At 54.1% G+C, this 20,354-nt stretch carries 17 protein-coding genes; 7 read left to right on the top strand and 10 right to left on the bottom strand.

Annotation, left to right across the window (positions count from 1 at the left end):
• Window positions 1-11: 11 nt before the first annotated feature.
• Window positions 12-455, bottom strand: a complete 444-nt coding sequence (gene nudB, locus AC6I4B_RS09800) for a dihydroneopterin triphosphate diphosphatase (RefSeq protein ID WP_497771319.1) — start codon at window positions 453-455, stop codon at window positions 12-14.
• A 1-nt stretch (window position 456) separates the two neighbouring features.
• Window positions 457-2,244, bottom strand: coding sequence for an aspartate--tRNA ligase (gene aspS, locus AC6I4B_RS09795; RefSeq protein WP_497771318.1), 1,788 nt, complete (start codon window positions 2,242-2,244; stop codon window positions 457-459).
• Between the two features lie 267 nt (window positions 2,245-2,511).
• On the opposite strand from aspS, the gene AC6I4B_RS09790 reads away from it, so the two are divergent.
• The 5 genes from AC6I4B_RS09790 to cmoB are packed head-to-tail and all read left to right on the top strand — an operon-like array spanning window position 2,512 to window position 6,090.
• Window positions 2,512-3,078: a hydrolase gene (locus AC6I4B_RS09790; protein ID WP_497771316.1), complete on the top strand. Its 567-nt coding sequence runs from the start codon at window positions 2,512-2,514 to the stop codon at window positions 3,076-3,078.
• Window positions 3,075-3,893 carry a DUF72 domain-containing protein gene (locus tag AC6I4B_RS09785; protein ID WP_497771315.1) on the top strand — a complete coding sequence of 273 codons (819 nt, stop codon included), beginning with the start codon at window positions 3,075-3,077 and terminating at the stop codon, window positions 3,891-3,893. The genes AC6I4B_RS09790 and AC6I4B_RS09785 overlap by 4 nt, the downstream gene beginning before the upstream one ends.
• 50 nt (window positions 3,894-3,943) lie before the next feature.
• The gene (locus AC6I4B_RS09780) at window positions 3,944-4,339 is read left to right on the top strand and encodes an MAPEG family protein (protein WP_497771313.1); all 396 of its coding nucleotides are present in this window, start codon (window positions 3,944-3,946) and stop codon (window positions 4,337-4,339) included.
• 39 nt (window positions 4,340-4,378) lie between these two features.
• Window positions 4,379-5,122 (top strand): carboxy-S-adenosyl-L-methionine synthase CmoA, encoded by a 744-nt coding sequence (gene cmoA, locus AC6I4B_RS09775; RefSeq protein WP_497771312.1) that lies wholly within the window; start codon window positions 4,379-4,381, stop codon window positions 5,120-5,122.
• Complete coding sequence (gene cmoB, locus AC6I4B_RS09770; RefSeq protein WP_497771310.1) at window positions 5,119-6,090, top strand: tRNA 5-methoxyuridine(34)/uridine 5-oxyacetic acid(34) synthase CmoB; 972 nt, start codon at window positions 5,119-5,121, stop codon at window positions 6,088-6,090. The genes cmoA and cmoB overlap by 4 nt, the downstream gene beginning before the upstream one ends.
• A 194-nt stretch (window positions 6,091-6,284) precedes the next feature.
• Here cmoB and cutC read toward each other — a convergent pair whose 3' ends face one another.
• Entirely contained in the window at window positions 6,285-7,025 is a 741-nt protein-coding gene (gene cutC, locus AC6I4B_RS09765) for a copper homeostasis protein CutC (RefSeq protein ID WP_497771309.1), read from the bottom strand.
• Window positions 7,026-7,099: 74 nt separating this feature from the next.
• A complete protein-coding gene (locus tag AC6I4B_RS09760) occupies window positions 7,100-7,666 on the bottom strand; it encodes a VOC family protein (RefSeq protein WP_497771307.1) in 567 nt (188 codons plus the stop codon).
• A gap of 231 nt (window positions 7,667-7,897) precedes the next feature.
• On the opposite strand from AC6I4B_RS09760, the gene argS reads away from it, so the two are divergent.
• Both argS and mrdA read left to right on the top strand, forming a co-directional pair.
• Window positions 7,898-9,631, top strand: coding sequence for an arginine--tRNA ligase (gene argS / locus AC6I4B_RS09755; RefSeq protein ID WP_497771305.1), 1,734 nt, complete (start codon window positions 7,898-7,900; stop codon window positions 9,629-9,631).
• A gap of 362 nt (window positions 9,632-9,993) precedes the next feature.
• Complete coding sequence (gene mrdA, locus AC6I4B_RS09750) at window positions 9,994-11,865, top strand: penicillin-binding protein 2 (RefSeq protein ID WP_497771304.1); 1,872 nt, start codon at window positions 9,994-9,996, stop codon at window positions 11,863-11,865.
• 12 nt (window positions 11,866-11,877) lie between these two features.
• Here the strand turns inward: mrdA and AC6I4B_RS09745 are convergent, their stop codons facing one another.
• From AC6I4B_RS09745 to flhB, 6 genes are all read right to left on the bottom strand, one after another.
• Window positions 11,878-13,431, bottom strand: a complete 1,554-nt coding sequence (locus AC6I4B_RS09745) for an MFS transporter (protein WP_497771302.1) — start codon at window positions 13,429-13,431, stop codon at window positions 11,878-11,880.
• A 230-nt stretch (window positions 13,432-13,661) separates the two neighbouring features.
• Window positions 13,662-14,801, bottom strand: coding sequence for a beta-galactosidase BglB (gene bglB / locus AC6I4B_RS09740; RefSeq protein ID WP_497771300.1), 1,140 nt, complete (start codon window positions 14,799-14,801; stop codon window positions 13,662-13,664).
• A gap of 4 nt (window positions 14,802-14,805) precedes the next feature.
• A complete protein-coding gene (locus AC6I4B_RS09735) occupies window positions 14,806-16,392 on the bottom strand; it encodes an MFS transporter (RefSeq protein WP_497771298.1) in 1,587 nt (528 codons plus the stop codon).
• Between the two features lie 269 nt (window positions 16,393-16,661).
• Window positions 16,662-17,057, bottom strand: a complete 396-nt coding sequence (gene flhE, locus AC6I4B_RS09730; protein WP_497771297.1) for a flagellar protein FlhE — start codon at window positions 17,055-17,057, stop codon at window positions 16,662-16,664.
• A complete protein-coding gene (gene flhA, locus AC6I4B_RS09725) occupies window positions 17,057-19,138 on the bottom strand; it encodes a flagellar biosynthesis protein FlhA (RefSeq protein ID WP_497771295.1) in 2,082 nt (693 codons plus the stop codon). The genes flhE and flhA overlap by 1 nt, the downstream gene beginning before the upstream one ends.
• A complete protein-coding gene (flhB, locus tag AC6I4B_RS09720; protein WP_497771293.1) occupies window positions 19,131-20,282 on the bottom strand; it encodes a flagellar biosynthesis protein FlhB in 1,152 nt (383 codons plus the stop codon). The genes flhA and flhB overlap by 8 nt, the downstream gene beginning before the upstream one ends.
• Window positions 20,283-20,354 lie beyond the last annotated feature (72 nt).

Here is a 20,354-nt window from a genome sequence, read left to right as displayed (position 1 = left end):
GCTATGCCTTTTCAGGCAGAGTTAATGACAAACTCTTCAATCGCTTGCCGGTTGCTCCATGACTTGGTGAGTGCCGCCGCAGCAGGCGCATCAAGCCATTGATAAGTCAGGTGTTCGGTGAACACAATGTCGCGTTCATGAGGCAGCGCGAGGCAGAACCAGGATTCTGTATTGCGTTCAACGCCCGGGGCATAGCGATGACGTAAATGATGAAAAATTTCGAACTCCACCGTGCGCTGACAGTCGATCAAGGTCAGTTGCTCAGCAGCAACATCAATGGTGACCTCTTCATTTACTTCGCGCACGGCGGCCTGCGACGCGGTTTCCCCCTCTTCCAGGCTGCCGGTCACCGACTGCCAGAAATCAGGGTCATCGCGTCGCTGTAACATCAGCACCCGTTTGCTGTCCTGGGCGTAAATCACTACCAGAATAGAAACGGGTCGCTTAAATGGCATGTTACTTGTTCTCCGCTGACTCTTTTGCTTCCTTCGCCACAACCTGGATACCCAGTTCGCCCAGCGATGCTGGATTAGCGAAACTTGGTGCTTCCGTCATCAGGCAAGCCGCTGCGGTAGTTTTCGGGAACGCGATAACATCACGAATGTTATCAGTGCCGGTCAGCAGCATAGTCAGACGATCCAGGCCAAACGCCAGGCCTGCGTGTGGCGGAGTACCGTATTTCAGTGCATCGAGCAGGAAGCCGAATTTCTCGCGCTGTTCTTGTTCGTTAATGCCCAGAATACCGAATACGGTCTGCTGCATGTCGCCACGGTGAATACGCACGGAACCGCCGCCCACTTCATAGCCGTTGATAACCATGTCGTAAGCGTTAGCCACTGCGTCTTCCGGCGCGGCTTTCAGCTCTTCAGCAGTCATATCTTTCGGTGAGGTGAACGGGTGGTGCATCGCCGTCAGGCCGCCTTCACCGTCGTCTTCAAACATTGGGAAGTCGACAACCCACAGCGGAGCCCACATGGACTCGTCGGTCAAATTCAGGTCTTTACCCAGTTTCAGACGCAGTGCGCCCAGCGCATCGGCAACCACTTTCTTGTTGTCAGCGCCGAAGAAAATCATGTCGCCATCTTGTGCGCCGGTGCGCTCAAGAATCGCTTCAACGATATCAGCGGTCAGGAATTTCGCCACTGGGCTGTTGATGCCTTCCATGCCTTTCGCTCGTTCGGTCACTTTGATGTAAGCCAGGCCTTTCGCGCCGTAGATTTTCACAAAGTTACCGTATTCGTCGATGAGCTTACGGGTCAGAGACGCACCGCCAGGTACGCGCAGCGCAGCGACACGGCCTTTCGGATCGTTAGCTGGACCTGCGAAGACTGCAAACTCGACCTCTTTCAGCAGGTCAGCCACATCAACCAGTTCCATCGGGTTACGCAGGTCAGGTTTATCCGAACCGTAACGGCGTTCTGCTTCAGCGAAAGTCATCACTGGGAAATCACCCAGATCCACACCTTTCACCTCTAACCACAGTTGGCGCACCATCGCTTCCATCAGTTCGCGCACTTGCGGCGCGGTCAGGAAGGAGGTTTCAACATCTATCTGGGTAAATTCTGGCTGACGGTCAGCACGCAAGTCTTCGTCACGGAAGCATTTAACAATCTGATAGTAGCGATCGAAGCCGGACATCATCAGCAACTGTTTGAACAGCTGAGGAGACTGCGGCAGCGCGTAGAATTTGCCTTTATGTACGCGAGACGGCACCAGGTAATCGCGCGCGCCTTCAGGCGTCGCTTTGGTCAGCATCGGGGTTTCGATATCGAGGAACCCGTGGTCGTCCATAAAGCGACGCACAAAGCTGGTGATTTTAGCGCGTGTTTTCAGGCGCTGAGCCATTTCCGGGCGACGCAGATCGAGGTAGCGGTACTTCAGACGCGCTTCTTCGGTGTTAACGTGATTGGAGTCCAGCGGCAGCGATTCTGAACGGTTGATGATAGTCAGGTCTGAGGCCAGAACTTCAATTTCACCGGTGGCCATATCGGCGTTGATGTTCTTCTCATCACGCGCGCGAACCGTACCCGTTACCTGAATGCAGAACTCATTACGCAGTTCAGAGGCCAACTTCAATGCATCCGCACGATCCGGATCGAAGAACACCTGAACGATGCCTTCACGGTCGCGCATATCGATAAAAATGAGGCTACCGAGATCACGACGGCGGTTGACCCAACCACACAGAGTCACCTGCTGCCCAACGTGGGACTGTCGAAGCTGTCCGCAATATTCTGTACGCATGAGATATCCCTTAACTTAGCCGTCGGCGGATTGTCGCCTGCCATGCAGGCGTCACTGTCGCAGCTTTAGCTGAATGTCACTACTGGATGAAAAAAGGGGGCTATTATACTGGAAATTCTCGCTGACGATAAGCCCAGAGCGGTTTATACGCCTGTTTGCTGAACGCTTATTGCTTACGCTCACAAAAATTAACAATATTTATCCGTTCAATAACCTGGCGACGACTGTAAGGTATGCTGCGACAGCGAGTTTAGATGAGGAACAACCATGCTGAAGTTAGATGCCCAAAAAACCGCCCTGGTGGTCATTGACCTGCAAGAAGGCATTCTGCCATTTGCCGGCGGGCCGCACCGCGCCGAAGATGTCGTCGCCCGTGCCGCACATTTAGCCGAAAAATGCCGCACGAATGGCTCGCCGGTTGTGATGGTGCGCGTGGGGTGGTCTGCGGATTTTGCCGAAGCGCTAAAACAACCGGTCGATGCCCCTGCGGGCGCACATGCGCTGCCAGAAAACTGGTGGACGTATCCGCAAGCGCTAGGCAAACAGCCGACGGATATTGAAGTCACCAAACGTCAATGGGGCGCATTTTACGGCACTGACCTCGAAATGCAGCTACGCCGTCGCAGCATTGAGACCCTTATCCTGTGTGGTATCTCGACAAATATTGGCGTGGAATCCACCGCGCGTAACGCCTGGGAACTGGGGTTCAACCTGGTCATTGCCGAAGACGCGTGTAGCGCCTCTACCGCTGAACAGCATCACGGCAGCATGACGCATATTTTCCCGCGCCTCTCTCGCGTGCGCCGCACCGAGGAGATCCTCGCCGCGCTATGATTTATCTGGGCCTTCCGCAATGGTCGCACCCGAAATGGGCGCGATTGGGTATCACCAGCCTTGAAGAGTATGCCCGCCACTTTAACTGCGTGGAGGGTAACACCACGCTCTACGCGCTGCCCAAAGCGGAGATTGTCGCTCGGTGGCAGGCGCAAACCAGCGATGCCTTTCGTTTTTGTTTTAAATTTCCGGCGACGATTTCGCATCAGGCCGCGCTGCGCCAGTGCGATGATCTTACCGCTGAATTTTTCCAGCGTTTGTCTCCACTCGCCGGGCGAATTGGCCAATATTGGCTACAGCTTCCTGCAACCTTTGGGCCGCGCGATCTGCCCGCGTTATGGGCGTTTCTGGACGGTCTACCGCAGGCGTTTCATTATGGGGTGGAAGTACGTCACCCGCAGTTTTTTCGCAAAGGGGAAGAAGAACGTCAGCTCAACCGAGGCCTGCATCAGCGTGGCGTTAACCGCGTCATTCTCGACAGCCGGCCGGTACACGCCGCCGTGGCGCATAGCGAAGCGGTTATTGATGCACAGCGTAAAAAACCCAAACTGCCGGTTCACGCCGTTGTCACCGCCAGCCAGCCGATGGTGCGTTTTATTGGCAGCGACGATATGGCGCAAAATCAGGCGCTGTTTACACCCTGGCTGGAAAAACTCGCGCAGTGGCAACAAAACACAACACCGTACCTGTTCTTGCACACGCCCGATATCGCATACGCTCCCGCATTAGTGGATTCCCTATGGAATGCGCTGCATTCTGCCCTTCCCGACTTAGGTTCTGCACCCGCAATTCCACAACAATCTTCTCTTTTCTGACGTTCATACCTATCATAAGAGAGCCATCTGCCAATCTAAAGGGAGTTTGTATGGTTAGCGCGCTGTATGCCGTGCTGGCGGCATTGCTGCTGATAAAGTTTTCCTTTGATGTCGTTCGTTTACGTATGCTGTATCGCGTGGCCTATGGTGACGGGGGGTTTAGTGAACTCCAAAGCGCCATTCGTATCCACGGGAATGCAGTGGAATATATTCCTCTCGGCATGATTCTCCTGTTGTTTATGGAGATGAACGGCGCGGAAACCTGGATGGTGCATTTTTGCGGTCTCCTTCTGCTTGTCGGGCGCTGGATGCACTACTACGGTTTTCATCACCGGCTGTTCCGCTGGCGACGTTATGGCATGACCGCCACCTACCTCTCTTTGGTGCTGATGGTGCTGGCGAATCTCTGGTATATGCCGTGGGAGTTGGTTTTCTCGCTTCGTTAGCGCACAATACGCCGTTTTTATTTTTCCGGATTTAACCTTATGTCTGACCGCGACACGCTTTTTTCTGCACCGATTGCCCATCTTGGCGACTGGACTTTCGACGAACGGGTAGCTGAAGTTTTCCCGGATATGATCCAACGTTCCGTACCGGGCTACTCGAATATTATCTCCATGATTGGCATGTTGGCCGAGCGCTTCGTGCAGCCCGCCACACAGGTTTATGACCTGGGCTGCTCGCTGGGCGCTGCCACGTTGTCTATCCGTCGCAATATTGCCCACAGCGGCTGTCGTATTATTGCCGTCGATAATTCTCCGGCAATGATCGAGCGCTGCCGTCGCCACATCGACGCCTATAAAGCGCCGACACCGGTTGATGTGATTGAAGGCGATATTCGCGATATGACGATTGAAAATGCCTCCATGGTGGTACTGAACTTTACGGTGCAGTTCCTTGAGCCAGCAGAACGTCAGGCATTGCTTAATAAAATTTATCAGGGGTTGAACCCTGGCGGCGCACTGGTGTTGTCTGAAAAGTTCAGCTTCGAGGACGCGACCGTCGGTGAGCTGTTATTCAACATGCACCACGACTTTAAACGCGCCAACGGCTACAGCGAGCTGGAAATCAGCCAAAAGCGCAGCATGTTGGAAAACGTCATGCTGACCGACTCGGTAGAAACTCACAAAGCCCGCCTGCGTGAGGCCGGTTTTGAGCACAGCGAGCTATGGTTCCAGTGCTTTAACTTTGGTTCCCTGGTGGCGTTGAAAGCAGAGGATGCTGCATGATTGAGTTTGGCAACTTTTATCAGTTGATTGCTAAAAATCACCTTTCCCACTGGCTGGAAACCCTACCGGCGCAAATCGCTGCCTGGCAGCGAGAATCGCAGCATGGCTTGTTTAAGCAGTGGTCGAATGCCGTCGAATTCCTGCCAGAAATCACACCGTGGAAACTGGATTTGCTGCATAGCGTCACCGCTGAAAGCGAAACGCCGCTGAGTGAAGGTCAGTTGAAGCGTATTGATACGCTGATGCGCAACCTGATGCCGTGGCGCAAAGGCCCTTACTCGCTGTACGGCGTGAATATCGATACCGAATGGCGCTCCGACTGGAAATGGGATCGCGTGTTGCCGCACTTGTCGGATCTCACCGGGCGTACCATTCTGGACGTGGGCTGTGGTAGCGGTTATCACATGTGGCGCATGATTGGCGCGGGCGCGCATCTGGCGGTCGGTATTGATCCAACTCAACTGTTCCTGTGCCAGTTTGAAGCGGTGCGTAAACTGCTCGGAAACGACCAGCGCGCGCACCTGTTGCCGCTGGGTATTGAGCAGCTTCCGGCGCTGAAAGCGTTTGATACCGTCTTCTCGATGGGGGTGTTGTATCACCGCCGTTCACCGCTGGAGCATCTCTGGCAGTTGAAAGATCAGTTGGTGAATGAAGGCGAACTGGTGCTGGAAACGCTGGTCGTAGAAGGCGATGAAAACACCGTTCTGGTACCAGGAGATCGCTACGCGCAAATGCGCAATGTCTACTTTATTCCGTCGGCGTTAGCGTTGAAAAACTGGCTGGAAAAATGTGGCTTTGTTGACGTGCGGATTGTCGATATGAGCGTGACCTCAACCGAGGAGCAGCGCCGCACCGAATGGATGGTGACCGAATCGCTGGCCGATTTCCTTGACCCGAACGACCCAACCAAGACTATCGAAGGCTACCCCGCGCCACTGCGCGCAGTGCTGATTGCCAAAAAACCGTAATCCGATGTCACCGTGCCTGATGGCGCTGCGCTTATCAGGCCTACAAACGTTAAAGTCGTAGACCGGATAAGGCGCGTCAGCGCCGCCATCCGGCACAAGATTACCGATAAAAAAAGGCCCCTGTTTAATGGGCAGGGGCCTGGTACAAGCAAGCATCATATTGGGCGATATGATGCGCGGTAAAAAAACGAGCGCTACATGTGGCTTTCGATGATTGCCTTCATAGCAGCCACCGCCGCGCCATCGACGGCATAACGCAAATACTCATCAGCCTCAGGGTCAGTTGACATAGACAGCCCAGGATTGCGATAACGCATCTCGGAGGGCAGCCATTGCCCCGCTGAACTATGCACTTCTTTAACCCCTGCTTCGAGGAACAGCGACAGATTGCTCGCTCTCACCCCTGCACCGGCCATAATGTTTGGAGTATCAGGCCGGGCAATAAGTTCCCGAATTAATGAAATACCTTTTTCTGCCGACGGTTTTTGTCCTGAAGTCAGCACCCGCGCAATGCCTAATTCCGCAAGTTGTTCAATGGTTTGCTGTGGGTTCGCGCACATATCAAAAGCACGATGGAATGTGACGGCGAGCGACCCAGCAGCAACCATAATCTGCCGCATACGCGGTATATCCACCTCGCCTTCGGGGTTCAGGATACCGATGACCAGCCCCGGATAGCCTAACTCGCGCACCGTTCGCACATCATCCAGCATGGCGGCAAATTCACCGTCGGTATAACAAAAGTCACCGCCGCGAGGGCGAATGATCGGATGAACGGGAATACTGACCCGCCGACGCGTGGCCTTGAGTACACCATAGGATGGCGTTAACCCGCCTTCCAGCGGTGCGGCGCACAGTTCAATGCGGTCGGCCCCGTTCTGCTGCGCGATAACCGCGCATTCCGTGCTGTAACAGCAGATTTCCAACAATGCCATTTTCGTCTCCGTATTTCGTCAGCGTTAAATCATGCCATTGTTCCCATCAGCAGACCCCGCGTCAGTTCACATTGTTACACTGCCTGTTCGCTGGCGACGATATCTTCAATGGACCACGGATGAAATTTCACCGTGACATTACCGTCCGTCACCGACAGCGTCGGGTTCGACAAGCGCTCACGCTCGCCTTTCGGCGAACTGGTTTTCACGGCAATACCCGGCTGACTCAGGCCATCATCAGACAACAAGGCCAGCGCCCGCGCGTTAAGCGTTTCCGGCTCGCCAGGCAGCACAATTTCAATATGCTCCCAGCCTTCATGCGGATAGCGCTTTTCGCCCGGCCACGGCAATTCAACCACCGTAAATTGCCAGTGCGCCACGCAAACCGGTTCATTCAGTTTGAACAGGCAGATTGGACGCCCGTTAATGATATTTTCAGACAGTAGCGTGCCACACTGCTCAAAGCCGCGACGCCAGCGTTCAGCGGTAGTATTTTGATGGCAACGCAGCGAAATATGGTCAGCATTGAGTGGTGTAATCTCCAACCCCAAGCGCCGGGAAAGTGCCGCTAATGCGTCGGTGAAGCGTGGGAGATCCGCAGAAATATCCTGTAGCTCCGCAATTGTCTGCCAGTTTGCCATTTCAGCCCTATTCTTATTGCATAAAAAGGCTAATCTACCCTGTTGTTTGCCCGCAACCAACCCGAGAAATCGCCGAGCGATTAATCCCTGCTCAGACAGCGTTTTTTCGCAGCGCCTGAGAATGGGCCGGTGCTGACGGCATCCGGCAAATGCAGTATACTCCCGCCTTAATTTATCCACACCCAGCGCTGAACCTCTACGGTGATGGCGTCTAAAATGTAAGGTATTCCGGTGAATATTCAGGCTCTTCTCTCAGAAAAGGTCAGTCAGGCCATGATTGCGGCAGGTGCGCCTGCCGATTGCGAACCTCAGGTTCGTCAGTCAGCAAAAGTACAGTTCGGCGACTATCAGGCTAACGGCGTGATGGCAGTAGCCAAAAAACTGGGCATGGCACCGCGACAACTGGCAGAACAAGTACTGTCTCATCTCCAGCTTGATGGTATTGCAAATAAAGTGGAGATCGCCGGGCCGGGCTTTATCAATATTTTCCTCGATCCCGCATTCCTGGCCGAGCATGTCACTCAGGCGCTGAAAAGCGAGCGTTTAGGCATTACGCAGCCGCAAGCGCAGACTATCGTTGTTGACTACTCTGCGCCAAACGTGGCGAAAGAGATGCACGTCGGTCACCTGCGTTCCACCATTATTGGTGATGCCGCAGTACGTACGCTCGAATTGCTGGGCCACAAAGTTATCCGCGCGAACCACGTCGGTGACTGGGGTACACAGTTCGGGATGCTGATTGCTTATCTTGAAAAACAGCAGCAGGAAAACGCCGGTGAAATGGCGCTGGCTGACCTTGAAGGTTTCTACCGCGAAGCGAAAAAACACTACGACGAAGACGAAGTCTTTGCTGAGCGTGCGCGTAGCTACGTGGTGAAACTGCAAGGCGGCGATGAATACTTCCGCAAAATGTGGCGTCAGCTGGTCGATATCACCATGTCACAGAACCAGTTGACCTATGACCGCCTGAACGTGACGCTGACGCGTGATGACGTGATGGGTGAAAGCCTCTACAACCCAATGCTGCCTGGCATCGTAGCTGACCTTAAAGCCAAAGGGCTGGCGGTAGAGAGCGAAGGTGCAACCGTCGTGTTCCTTGATGAGTTCAAGAACAAAGAAGGCGAACCTATGGGCGTCATCATCCAGAAAAAGGATGGCGGCTACCTGTACACCACGACCGATATCGCCTGTGCGAAATATCGTTATGAAACGCTCCATGCTGACCGCGTGCTGTATTACATCGATTCTCGTCAGCACCAGCACCTGATGCAAGCATGGACTATCGTGCGTAAAGCCGGTTATGTACCAGAGTCTGTACCGCTGGAGCACCATATGTTCGGCATGATGCTGGGTAAAGACGGCAAGCCGTTCAAAACCCGCGCCGGCGGTACAGTGAAACTGGCTGACCTGCTGGACGAAGCGCTGGAACGTGCGCGCCGTCTGGTTGCTGAGAAGAACCCAGACATGCCAGCCGATGAGCTGGAAAAACTGGCGAATGCGGTTGGTATCGGTGCGGTTAAATACGCTGACCTGTCGAAAAACCGTACCACGGACTACGTGTTCGACTGGGACAACATGCTGGCCTTCGAAGGCAACACCGCGCCGTATATGCAGTACGCTTATACCCGTGTGCTGTCGGTGTTCCGTAAAGCGGAGCTAGATGAAAGCGCTATCGTCAACGCGGCGGTAACCATTAGCGAAGACCGCGAAGCCCAGCTTGCTGCGCGCCTGTTACAGTTTGAAGAGACGCTGAATGTGGTCGCTCGTGACGGTACGCCACACGTGATGTGTGCTTATCTGTACGATCTGGCGGGCCTGTTCTCTGGCTTCTACGAGCATTGCCCAATCCTCTCCGCCGAGAACGAAAGCGTGCGTAACAGCCGCCTGAAACTGGCGCTGCTGACGGCGAAAACGCTGAAAACGGGTCTGGATACGCTGGGTATCGAAACCGTAGAACGGATGTAATTATCCGCTCTGACCAAAAGCCCGCGCCCTGTCGCGGGCTTTTTTTTGCCCTGCCAATCCCCGTAGGCTTTGTGTCAACCACCGCCGGATGGCGGCGTTGCCTTATCCGGCCTACAAACCCACGCAAATGTTGGCATACAAACCCGCGTAGGCCTGATAAGCGCAGCGCCATCAGGCTTTGTGCCGCTAATTGCCGGATGGCGGTGTAAACACCTTATCCGGCCTACGGGTAGGCGTTACATCGCCAGATTTGTTACAAAACTCAAGGAATGACACATATTCCCGAAAGATGGTACATTTTTTGCCTGTTATCCCCGTGACCGCTCCGTATTATTAGGCGGCGAATTCACTGGGTATCGGTCATGACGTTTACAGACTATGAAGCGGAAAGAAAACTGTTCCTGCGCCGCGCCATCGTGGCGTTCGGCCTGGTGGTGGTCTGTTTTGGCATTCTGATTGTTAATCTTTACCGCTTGCAGGTGGATGAGCACGATTACTACGCCACCCGCTCTGACCAGAACGATATCAAAATGCTGCCCATCGCCCCGACGCGCGGCATCATTTATGACCGTAACGGCATTCCGCTAGTCACCAATGTCACCTGGTACGATGTAACGGTTACCCCGTATAAAATCAGCGATATGGATGCGTTGCTGCGCCAACTAACGCCGATTATTGACCTTACGCCTGACGATATTGACCAGTTCCGTAAAGCGCTGAAATCCAGCAGCCGTTACCGGCCAGTGGTGTTGAAAAATGCCCTCAGCGATGTCGAAATTGCCCGCTTCTCCGTGAATCAATTCCGCTTCAACGGTGTCACCGTCAACAGCTACCAAGACCGGCAATACCCATACGGCGCGACATTAGCGCACGTTTTAGGGTACGTATCGAAAATCAACGATAGTGATTTAAAAGCGCTGGATAAAAAAGGCTTATCTGAAAACTATGCCGCCGACCATAACATCGGCAAACAAGGTATCGAGCGCTATTATGAAAACGATCTGCACGGTAAAACCGGTTATCAGGAAGTGGAAGTCGATAACCACGGGCGCATCGTTCGTCTGCTAAAAGATGAGCCGCCGGTCGCAGGAAAAGACATTCACCTCACCCTGGATCTTCATCTTCAACAATATATTGAAAGCCTGGTCGCCGGACAGCGCGCGGCGGTACTGGTAGAAGATCCGCACGATGGCTCGGTGCTGGCGATGGTGTCGAACCCCAGTTACGACCCAAACCCTTTCGTGAAAGGGATGAGTTATCAGGACTACAACGCCCTGTTACAGGACAAAAACCTGCCGCTGATTAACCGCGTGACGCAAGGGCTGTATCCGCCCGCGTCCACGGTGAAACCGTATATGGCAATATCAGCGTTGCTCGACGGCGTTATCACCCCACAAACCCATTTCTTTGGCGCACCAACCTGGACGCTACCGGGTACAGAACGCCGCTATCGCGACTGGAAAAAAAGCGGTCACGGGATGCTTGATGTCACCAAAGCGATTGAAGAATCTGCCGACACCTTTTTCTACCAGGTGGCATATATGATGGGTATCGACCGCATCGACACCCTGCTCAGCCAGTTTGGTTACGGCAAACCAACGGGAATCGATTTGGATGAAGAGTACACCGGCCTGCTACCGAGCCGCAGTTGGAAACAACGGGTACACAAAAAAGCGTGGTATCAGGGAGATACGATTTCCGTTGGCATCGGTCAGGGCTACTGGATAGCGACCCCGATTCAGATGGTAAAAGCGATGGTCGCGCTACTCAACAATGGCCGAGTCATTCCCCCTCATCTGTTGCAGACGGAGACGCTCGGCAACAAGGTCATTCCCTACCAGCAACCGGCGAATGAAACGCAAATCGCCGATGCCGCTTCGCCGTACTGGGGCCTGGTGCGCCAGGCCATGTTTGGCATGGCGAATGCGCCAAACGGCACGGGGTATAAATTTTTCCATACCGCGCCGTACGGTATCGCCGCTAAAAGCGGCACGTCACAGGTCTTTAGCCTGAAAGAGAACCAAACTTATAATGCGAAGATGATCCCCACTCGCCTGCGCGATCACGTGTTTTATACCGCGTTCGCCCCGTATAAAAACCCGAAAGTGGCGGTGGCGTTAATTCTGGAAAACGGCGGTAGCGATGGCGTGGTGGCTGCGCCGGTGATGCGCAAGATTCTGGATTATATTTTCCTCCCCGAGGGCAGCCAGCCGCAGCCAGCGGCCCACGGGTAGAACGTTGAGACGTTAGCGCCCGGCGGATACCGCCTCTACGCCAACAGGTGAAGCATCGTTTTTGAACAGTGGGCTATTCCCCCAGCACTCCTCATAACGGTGGCCGACCAGCTCTTCGACAATCGCCCGCACTTCTGGGGTAATATCTTCCTGCTTGCCACCCGCTTTGATACGCGCCACTTCTTGCAGCACCACTTTGTGGGTTTCGCGATCCAGCTTCATCTGTTTGCTGAACACGATAGCCGCCAGCGCCAGCAGCGCAACACCGGCACAGAACACCACCGCAATAGCATTAACCGCGCTTTCCGGTTGGGTATGCGCTTTTGACTGGAAGCCGTAATAGCTCAGAATAGCGCCCATCACAAACACAATAACCGAACGCAGGATCTTGCCAGAGAACGTCATCGCACCCGCATAAATCCCTTCACGGCGGCGGCCGGTATAGATCTCATCGACGTCGGCCAGGAAGGTGTAAACCGTCCACGGAATATAGTAAACGCCGCCAGTTCCGAGGCCGAAAATCACCGTAATACCAAACATCAGGACAGTGGCAAGATGCACCGGCAGATGGAAGAACCACAGTGAGGTGTACATCAGCACTGCGGTAATAACGATACCCAGCGCCATAATGTACGGCTTACTGAAGCCTTTTTTCACACACAGGCCGATAAACAGCGCGGTTGAGATCAACTGTAAAATCGAGTTCAGGCTGTTAAGCCCGGCGACCATTGCTGGGTCGTGTTGCAGGACGAAAATAACAAAGTAGGTAAAGATAGACGCGAACAGCCACTCTGCGCCAAACCCGCACAGATACATCCCCAGATGCTTACGGAAAACGCGTAAATAGAAGGTTGAGCGCATGTCTTTCGCCAGCGAAAGCAGTGTATGCAGCAGGCTCATTTTCACCTGCGCTTGCGGCTCCTCGGCGCGTGGGCGCTCCCAGCTGTTGTACCACAGGCACGCCACTGCCGCGATAAGGATAACGCCATAGGTCAGGCCGGTCAGGAAGAACGGCGTTGCCGACTCTTTACCGTAGAGCAGAATAAATTGCCCTGGAATAAACGCCGCAAGGAAGTTCGCCAGCTTGCCGAAAATCGCTTTGTAGCCGGTCAGTTTTGAGCGCAGCGAGAAATCATCGGTCATTTCGGTGGCTAAGGTTTCATAAGGAACCATCACCGAGGTGTAGATAATTTCGAACATAACGTAGGTGCAAAGGTAGTACCAGAAGCTCAGCCCTTCGACCCACAGCAGCGGGTAAAACATCATCAGCGGAATGCCGATAAGCAAGAAGAAACGACGGCGGCCAAAGCGTTTGCCCAACCGAGTTTTGCCAAAGTTATCGGTCAGGTAACCCATCAACGGATTACTGATAGCGTCAATGACACTGGCTACCGAGAAAATAAAGGCGGCTTCAATCAGCGTCAGTCCGCAGAAGGTGGTGTAGAAGTACAGAAGCCATGCACCGCTGATAGCCAGTGCGCCGCTGCCCAGGAGGTTTCCGCCTCCGTATGCCAGTTGATGACGCAGGTTAACAGGTCTTCCCTGTAAAGCCGCATTACTTGCCATAAAATTAAACCTCGTGTTTTATTATTTTGAAACACTGTTTTTATATTCTTGTATTCATCAACTAAATGTGAGGTAAATCACTATTGGCATTAAGGCTATTAGTAATACGCAGGAATGCGATCCACTTAAAAATTTTTTATAACTAAAAGTTAAAAATTAAATTTTATTTTAAACAAAAGGCAATAAAAAACCCGACTACCTACGCAGCCGGGTTTTCAAAGACGCAATACTTAGAAGTACTTACGCAGATACTCGGTGAGACACAGAATCGCCATAGCCTGGCCATACGGCATGGAGGTCAGCGGAATTTCACGATAGAAATCGAGATTCGAACCCATCCCCGTGCCGAAGGAGGTTTGCAGCAGTTCACCTTCTGGGGAGACGTTTTTCACGATGCCTTTAATCGCTTTTTCTGCTACTTCGGCATACTCCGGCCCCACGTAACGCTTACGTACGGCTTTCAGAATTCCGTAGGCAAAACCGGCGGTCGCGGAGGCTTCCAGATACGAATTTGGGTCATCCAGCAGCGTATGCCACAGGCCGCTTTCGTCCTGACATTTTGCCAGTGCCGCAATCTGCGCATTCAACACTTGCACCAAATAACGGCGCACGGCGTTGTTTTCCGGCAGATCCACCAGCTCAAGGAAGTCTGGGATAACGATGGTCAGCCAGCTATTACCGCGCGCCCAGCGAGCGTTGGCAAAGTTATGGTTGCCTTCGTAATTCCAGCCGTGGAACCACAGGCCGGTTTCTCTGTCCATCAGGTTTTGCACATGCAGCAGGAACTGGTACACCGCTTCTTCAACGTACTGCGGGCGATTCAACAGCTTGCCAATTTTCGCCAGCGGCAGAACGGTCATCATCAGGGTGTCGTCCCACATCTGCTGATGATTTTCTTCTGCCAGCGTGATGTGCTGCATACCGCCGTGGTCGGTGCGCGGCATTTCGTTCATCGCCCACTCCGCCCAGCTATCGAGCCACGGCAGATACTCTGGGTTGCCGGTTTCTTCATAGCGATAGGCCAGCGTCAGGAACGGCGCCATCGTATTGACGTTTTTGGTAGTCGCCCCTTCGGCAAAGCGGTCAGCGAACCAGTTGTCAATAATGTCGCGCATCGCCACATCACCGGTTTGCAGGTAATACTGATAGATACCGTATAACCCCACGCCGTGCGTCCATTCCCAGCCAGCCCAACCTTTGGTATCGATCACTCGACCATCATCAAGACGAAGCAGAAATTGACCTGTCTCATCCTTGATATTCACCAGATTGTTCGTCACGGTCTGAATCAACCCCTTCAGCTCTTCCCTGGAGATAAAACGCTCCGGCTGACGTAGTAATGGGCTATGTTTGACGGGCCAAACTTTCATATCTTTAACCTCTGTTATAAGTCGAATTCAATGGTGCAGCCTGCTTCAATGAAGGTGCAGCAGGTTTATTGCGATTCAGATAACCAATATTGTTGTTGCCCCACAGAGACTCATAAGGCATCCCGGCCAGCATTTCGACCGTAGAACGCGCCTGCGGGGTCAGGGTTTCTGGTACCACGTCGCCGGACTCGCGCATTTTCACCGTCTCTTCGCGCAGCACGCTGTGTGTTTTCAGGTTCAGCTTGAAGCGCAGGGAAACCAGGAAGCCGCAGCACAGGACGAGAATCGTACCGACGCTGAGAATCAGCAAAATGGTGTGGCTCACTTCTGGCGGCTGGACTTTCTGACCAGAAACAAAGCCAGACATCTGCATGATGATACCGACCAGCATCACCGCACCCGCCTGAGATGCTTTACGCGTCAGGGTCATGATGCCCGCGAAGATACCTTCACGACGCTGGCCGGTGATCACTTCATCAACATCAGCAATATAGGTGTAGGTGTTCCACGGCACATAGTTGATCCCCCCGCGTCCCAGACCAGCGATAGCGGAGATCAGCAGCAACAGCGCGAAGCTATCGCCCATGCCCGCGTAATACAGCGCGGCGTAAGAGAATGACCCCAGCCCGAACAGCACCACGACCATGCGGTAAGACGGTGCTGGCCCGAAACGGATACACAGCGGAATCATGGCAATAACGGCGATGAACTGGAAAAGCGCCATCGTACCCAGCAGGTTGGACGCCATAGAGGCTTCCTGCATCAGGACGAATACCACGTAGTAAGTAAAGACAGCGTTAAACACGTCCTGAGCGATATAACCGCCGAGGTACATCCCCAGATGCTGGCGGAAAATCTTAATGCGCAGCGTGGAAGACAGCTCAACGAACAGGCGGTTCATGCTCTGACCAAAGGTCAGGTTTTTCTTCTCGGCTTCAGCGCGCAGCGCCGCTTCACTCCATTCATCACGTGGGCGTTCCCAGGTGAAGAACCAGACAAAAGTCAGCATCATGGCGCACAGTACGGAGAACACCAGGCTCGCATAGAAGAAGGAAATCGCGTTGTCTTTGCCGAAATGCGTTAACAGGATGCCCGGCAGGAATGAGGCCAGAATGGCAGACATCTGTGCCATGCCGATACGCGCGCCGGAGAATTTGGTTTTCTGTTTGAAGTCGTCGGTCATTTCCGGTACGAGCGTTTCGTACGGAACCAGAATCATGGTGTAGACCACATCAAAAATCAGGTACGTAACGAGGTAGTACCAGAAGCCCATGTCCCCTACCCACATGAAGGAGTAGCTGAACACGCAAGGAATGCCTAACAGAATAAAGAATTTACGACGACCGAAGCGTTTACCAAGCCAGGTCGAACCAAAGTTATCGGTTAAGAAGCCCATCAATGGGCTGACAACCGCATCCAGAACCCTGGCGGTTGCAAAAATAAACGTAGCCTCGATGGGGCTTAATCCACAAAAGGTGGTGTAAAAATAGAGAAGCCATGCGGCTGTCAGCGCCGTCGTCCCTGCGCCGAGAAAATCTCCCGACCCGTAGGCGAAGTAATTCGCCAATCCTATTTTTCGCGTTCTATTCATTGCCGTCAATCCTGTGCCTTTTATTATGGAGCTCCTCCGGTAAGCCAAGACCTAGCCAAAAGGAGTACTGACACGGCTACAGTAAAAGTATGCGTAACGGCTTACCTTCCTATTTCTGCCAGCACCAGCGTTGAGTTGGCAAAAATGCAAAGAGTCGTCGTATATGTGTCACTGATTTATAAAACAACGTTTCTGTAGTATCAAAAGGAAGGGTCAAAAATGCGAGGTCGCCACCAGAAACCGGTGGCGTTTGGTGAAATGTGCGGCAGTTAGCGGTAGTTAACGATGATTTGAATGCTTTGGACCTTAAGAGCAGGGATTAATCTTCCGCCGCCGGGAACTTCCCAGATATAACGGAAAGGTTCAGCCGCAGAGACCTGGCTAAATGCTGACGTCTGGCCGCTCGCCCCGTCCAGCTCACTACAACGAGAAAGTGAGCACAACCGGACGCGTAATCCGGCGGGAATCGGCCCGTTCAATTCATAACGCCAGCCAATGTTCGTGATACTTCCTTGCACAGGCTGGCGAGGCGCAAGCGGCGCAGAAGATGCCGCTATACCACGATAGTTCAGGGTGATTCCGGTATGGCTAGCCTGCCAGGAACCTTCCCCGGCGGCCTGCGTCAGCAACGGCAGGCCAAGCAGCAGCAACAGCAGTTGGCGCATTATTTCCCTCCGATGGTGGCGGTCATCCGAATGTTACGGTTGTCCGACAGTTCCAGATTCGACAACACCACCAACTGTGGCAAGCTGCGACGCAGGAAGCGAGATAACAGTGGGCGCAGCGCATGGTTAACCAACAGCACCGGCGGCGCACCCAGCATTTCCTGGCGCGCTAACGCCTCTTGCGATTGCGCCAGCAAACGGTCTGCCAGCCCTGGCTCCAGCCCGCCGCCGCCCTGCAACGCTTGCAGCAGCAGGCGCTCAAGTGGTGTGTCCAGGCCAATCACCTGCACTTCGTCATTGCCAGGGAACCAGCGCTGTGTAATCGCACGGCCCAACGCCACGCGCACCACCGAGGTCAGCTCGCCAGGATCCGTCTGAATAGGCGCATGTTCCGCCAGCGTTTCCAGAATGGTACGCATATCGCGGATCGGCACTTTCTCGTCCAACAGGTTTTGCAGCACTTTGTGCAGCGTCGTCAGTGTTATCACGCCCGGCACTAAGTCTTCGGTCAGCTTCGGCATTTCTTGGGTCACACGCTCCAGCAGTTGCTGCGCTTCCTGGCGGCCGAACAGCTCCGACGAATGCTGGCTAATCAAGTGGTTGAGATGCGTTGCCACAACGGTACTGGCTTCCACCACGGTGAAGCCCTGAATCTGCGCCTGCTCTTTCAGAGCGCTTTCAATCCAAACCGCCGCCAGACCAAACGCCGGGTCGGTAGTCACTTCGCCAGGAAGCGTGCCCGCTGCCGTGCCGGGGTTAATCGCCAGCCAGCGCCCCGGATAGGCTTCACCGCTGCCAATTTCTACCCCTTTCAATAATATGCGATAGCGTGCGGGGGGCATATCCATATTGTCGCGAATATGCACAACCGGCGGTAAGAAACCCATCTCCTGCGCGAATTTTTTACGAATACTGCGAATACGCCCCAGCAGTTCACCATCTTGCTGGAAATCGACCATCGGAATCAGCCGGTAGCCCACTTCCATGCCCAGCGTATCTTCCAGTTGTACATCGCTCCACGTGGCTTCAACCGCCTGAGTGTTGCTTTCCGGCGCGGCGACTTCTACCGGTTTTTCCGGCGCTTGCATTTCACGGCCACGGATCCACCAGGCCAGCGCCAGCAGCGCGGCGGTAAACAGCAAGAACACCAGGTTTGGCATTCCCGGAACCAGCCCCAACAGGCCCAGAACCCCCGCACTCAGCAGCATGACGCGCGGGTTGCTGAACAACTGGCCCACCATCTGCTCGCCTACGTCCTGTTCGGTGCTCACGCGGGTGACGATAACGCCCGCCGCCGTTGAGATAACCAGCGCTGGGATCTGTGCCACCAGGCCGTCACCGATGGTCAGCAACGTGTACGATTCCGCCGCTTTACCTAAGTCCAGACCGTGTTGCAGTACGCCGACCAACAAGCCGCCAATCACGTTGATAACCATGATCAAAATACCGGCGATGGCGTCACCGCGCACAAACTTACTCGCACCGTCCATCGAGCCGTAGAAGTCGGCTTCCTGAGTCACTTCAGAGCGGCGTTTTTTCGCTTCATCTTCGCCGATGATCCCGGCGTTCAGGTCAGCGTCAATCGCCATCTGTTTACCCGGCATCCCGTCGAGTACGAAACGCGCGCCCACTTCGGCAATACGCCCCGCACCTTTGGTGATAACCATAAAGTTGATGATAACGAGGATGACGAACACCACGATACCGATAGCAAAGTTACCGCCCACCAGGAAGTGACCAAAGGCTTCAACCACCTTCCCTGCCGCAGCCGCACCGGTATGCCCTTCCATCAGGATGATACGGGTCGAGGCCACGTTCAGTGCCAGACGCAACAGCGTGGTAAACAGCAAAATCGTCGGGAAGGCGGCAAATTCGAGCGTGCGCTGGGTGAACATCGCCACCAGCAGCACCATAATTGACAGCGCAATGTTAAAGGTAAACAGCAGGTCGAGTACGAACGCTGGCAGCGGCAGCACCATCATCGACAGAATCAGCAGAATCAGCACCGGCCCGGCGAGCACCTGCCATTGGGTTGATTTTAGGTTGCTGGGGAGACGCAACATTGCGACAAGATTAGCCATCAGAGTCCTTCTCGTTCAAAAAATCCAGTGCCTCGGGCACGGGTAAGTTATCCGGTTTTTTCGGTGGTAGGCCACCCGCCAGCCGCCAACGTTTGAGCTGCCATACCCACGCCAGCACTTCCGCCACGGCGGCATACAGCGGGCCGGGGATCTGCTGGCCAATATCCGCGTGGCGATACAACGCACGCGCCAGCGGCGGTGCTTCCAGCATGGGGATTCGGTTCTCCTCGCCAATTTCACGGATGCGCAGCGCAATCAGCCCCGCCCCTTTCGCCACCACTTTTGGCGCGCTCATTTTGTTTTCGTCATACTGTAATGCCACCGAATAGTGGGTCGGGTTATTGACGATAACGTCCGCTTTCGGCACATCTGCCATCATTCGGCGGCGTGCCGCTGCACGCTGCATCTGGCGAATACGCCCTTTAACGTGTGGGTCACCTTCGCTCTGTTTAAATTCATCGCGAATATCCTGGCGCGACATCCGCAGTTTTTTCAGATGGCTGTGAATCTGCCAAAAGACGTCAAACCCCACCATGGGGATAATCCCCAGCGCTACCAACAGTGCGCACAGCCCGACCATGTTCAGCGCATTGCCCATCGCCGACAGCGGGGATTCGCTCACCAGGCGCATCATCTGCGGCCAGTGCCGCCATAAAAAGAAGCCCGCGACGCTGCCCATCAGCACCGCTTTCATAATCGCTTTCATCAGTTCTGCCGCTGTCTGTGCGGAGAACATGCGCTTAATGCCGGGCAGTGGGTTGAGTTTGTCGAATTTGAACGCCAGTGATTTACTGCTGAATACCAGCCCGCCAAGCATCACCGGTGCTATCAGCGCCACCGTCACCACGCCGACAATCAGCGGAAGCAGCGCCAGCATGGCTTCTTTTAGCAGCAGGATGATTTGCCCAAGGATAATATTGGGATCGTTGACGATGCGGTGGTCGAAGCGCAGCCCGCCGGACAATAGATTAGCCAGCCGTCGCGCCAGTGATTCTCCGCCTAACCAAAGCACCGCGACGCCCACCAGCAGCATCAGCAGTGATGTTAATTCGCGGGATCGCGGAATTTGCCCCTCTTCTCGTGCTTTTTCAAGCCGTTGGGGTGTGGGGTCTTCTGTTTTGTCGTCGTCGCTTTCGTCTGACACGGCATTACTCTCGTCGTCACGGTCGCGAGTATTATCGCGACCGCAATAATTGCCAATGCGTTGAATAGCGAA

The sequence above is a fragment of the Kluyvera fluvialis genome (genome assembly GCF_059725275.1).
The sequence above is the reverse complement of the archived record's forward strand: the minus strand, read 5'-3'. Positions and strand labels throughout refer to the sequence as shown.